At 64.2% G+C, this 1579-nt stretch carries 3 protein-coding genes; 2 read left to right on the top strand and 1 reads right to left on the bottom strand.

The annotated features are described in order from the left end of the window. Nucleotides 1–75: 75 nt before the first annotated feature. Nucleotides 76–375, bottom strand: coding sequence for a ferredoxin III, nif-specific (gene fdxB, locus DD1DGNOD_RS02215; RefSeq protein ID WP_131764974.1), 300 nt, complete (start codon nt 373–375; stop codon nt 76–78). Nucleotides 376–861: 486 nt separating this feature from the next. On the opposite strand from fdxB, the gene DD1DGNOD_RS27680 reads away from it, so the two are divergent. Together DD1DGNOD_RS27680 and DD1DGNOD_RS02205 are read left to right on the top strand one after the other, a co-directional pair. Continuing rightward, nucleotides 862–1176: a hypothetical protein gene (locus DD1DGNOD_RS27680; protein WP_131769326.1), complete on the top strand. Its 315-nt coding sequence runs from the start codon at nt 862–864 to the stop codon at nt 1174–1176. A gap of 78 nt (nt 1177–1254) precedes the next feature. Then, on the top strand, nt 1255–1533 hold the full coding sequence (locus DD1DGNOD_RS02205; RefSeq protein ID WP_241255407.1) for a hypothetical protein: 279 nt from the start codon (nt 1255–1257) through the stop codon (nt 1531–1533). Nucleotides 1534–1579 lie beyond the last annotated feature (46 nt).

The raw sequence follows: 1579 nt of genomic DNA, 5'->3' as shown, positions 1-1579 counted from the left end.
CCGGCCGGCAGGCAGTCCGACGCCGCCATGGGAGCCAGCCGGGACACGACCGTGCGAACTGGAAATGCCGGCCGGTCAGGCCGCCTCCGCCGGCGCGTAGGTCTGGCAGCGCGGACCGCATACTCGGATGCAGGCGTTGCAGCCGATGCACTTGCCGGCAGCATCGATAGTCATAATCTTGCGTTCGACCTCTTCATCGTCGTCGAAGGGATCGACCAGTTCGCCCTCGTCGTTCACGCCCATCAGCCTGAGCACGCTCTGGGCGCAGACCTTGTAGCAACGACCACAGCCGATACATTTCTCGGCGTCTATAGCCACGATGTACTGGGGTATCCAGGGGGTACCGTCACGGGTGGCGAACTTCACATGACTCATTCGAAATCTCCTCGGTCTGCGGTGGTCAGGTGGAGCGCTTCACGCCTCCTGGTGGCCCGGGGACCTAGACCTCCGGTAGCGCGAAAAAAGCATGATCGCGTCGCCTTTGGCCTCCAGGAGGAGCGGCGTCCGATGCGCCATATACACGACCTGTCCGAGGAACCGCCCGTGGGACGGCAATCACGGAAGTCGCCCGGGGCACCTACGACGCCTACAGGTCCATCTTGGCGTGGGCCACGCGGGCGGACACCATACAAGTACGGAGGTACTCCACCAAACGGTATCTCGACCTCGGCCACATGGGCGGACGGCTACTTGACCCCCCTACGGCAGGGGCTCTCGGCGGTCCAGAAAGCTGGGCCCCGAGGGAAAATCGTCCTTTTCAGGTCACCGTGTCACCCGTCACGGCAAAACGCCTGACACAAAAAGTGTGTAATCCTTTACTGGGAGCAACGAGAGAGCATCCGGCGCCTATCGTCAGTATCCATGATGGTGTCGGATGTGATACTCGGTGTGCTCGATGACGGTCCCTTCAGCGGGGGCACCTACCCGATTCATCCGGGGCAGTCGTTGACGTTCAACGTCTCCTGGCTGAATCCGCGATGTCTGGTCTACAGCCCGACAGGCGAGATTGTGGATACCCCGGAGGGTGAAGCGGTCATCCTGCGTTGCGGCGAAGCCCATGCCGAGCTATTGGACGACTGCCCGCGATGTTCCTGTGGATTGCCTGCTCCGCAGGCCAACGCTCCTTGCGAACGGCCCGCGGCGGCCCGGGAGCATCACGGGTTCACCTGCCGGTGATCGACGGAACGGGCCCGATCCAGGATCTCCGGGATCCGGCCGCATAGCCGGCCACGACCGTGAACACCTGGACACGGCGTGCCCTTGCTGGATGGTCACAGTCGCAGGACCATGTCCGTTGTGCTGCTCTTCGACGAAATCCTCGCGATCTCCGACCCGGTCGAGCGCGCAGCGGTCGCTCACGATCTGCTCTGGGAAGATCATCCTCAGCGGGTGCGTCTGCGTGTCGTCCGCGGCCTGGCGATCCGTGAGGCGATCGGCCTGGGTCTCGCCGTCGAGGAGATAGCGGACCGGCTCCACGTCCGGGTGCCCGATCTGACCTGGATGAGCGACCAGGCAGGCCCCGGCCGGAAGTGACGGTTACCGGGCTCCCGCCGATCCAGGCTCCGGTCGGTCCGGGCAC

The organism is Candidatus Protofrankia californiensis (genome assembly GCF_900634765.1).
Classification (GTDB): Bacteria; Actinomycetota; Actinomycetes; order Frankiales; family Frankiaceae; genus Protofrankia; species Protofrankia californiensis.
This window is presented reverse-complemented; position numbering and strand designations above follow the sequence as displayed.

Excerpts from the sequence above, each read along its gene's own strand:
- fdxB (WP_131764974.1), bottom strand. The coding sequence starts at position 375 with ATGAGTCATGTGAAGTTCGCCACCCGTGACGGTACCCCCTGGATACCC.
- DD1DGNOD_RS27680 (WP_131769326.1), top strand. The coding sequence starts at position 862 with ATGATGGTGTCGGATGTGATACTCGGTGTGCTCGATGACGGTCCCTTC.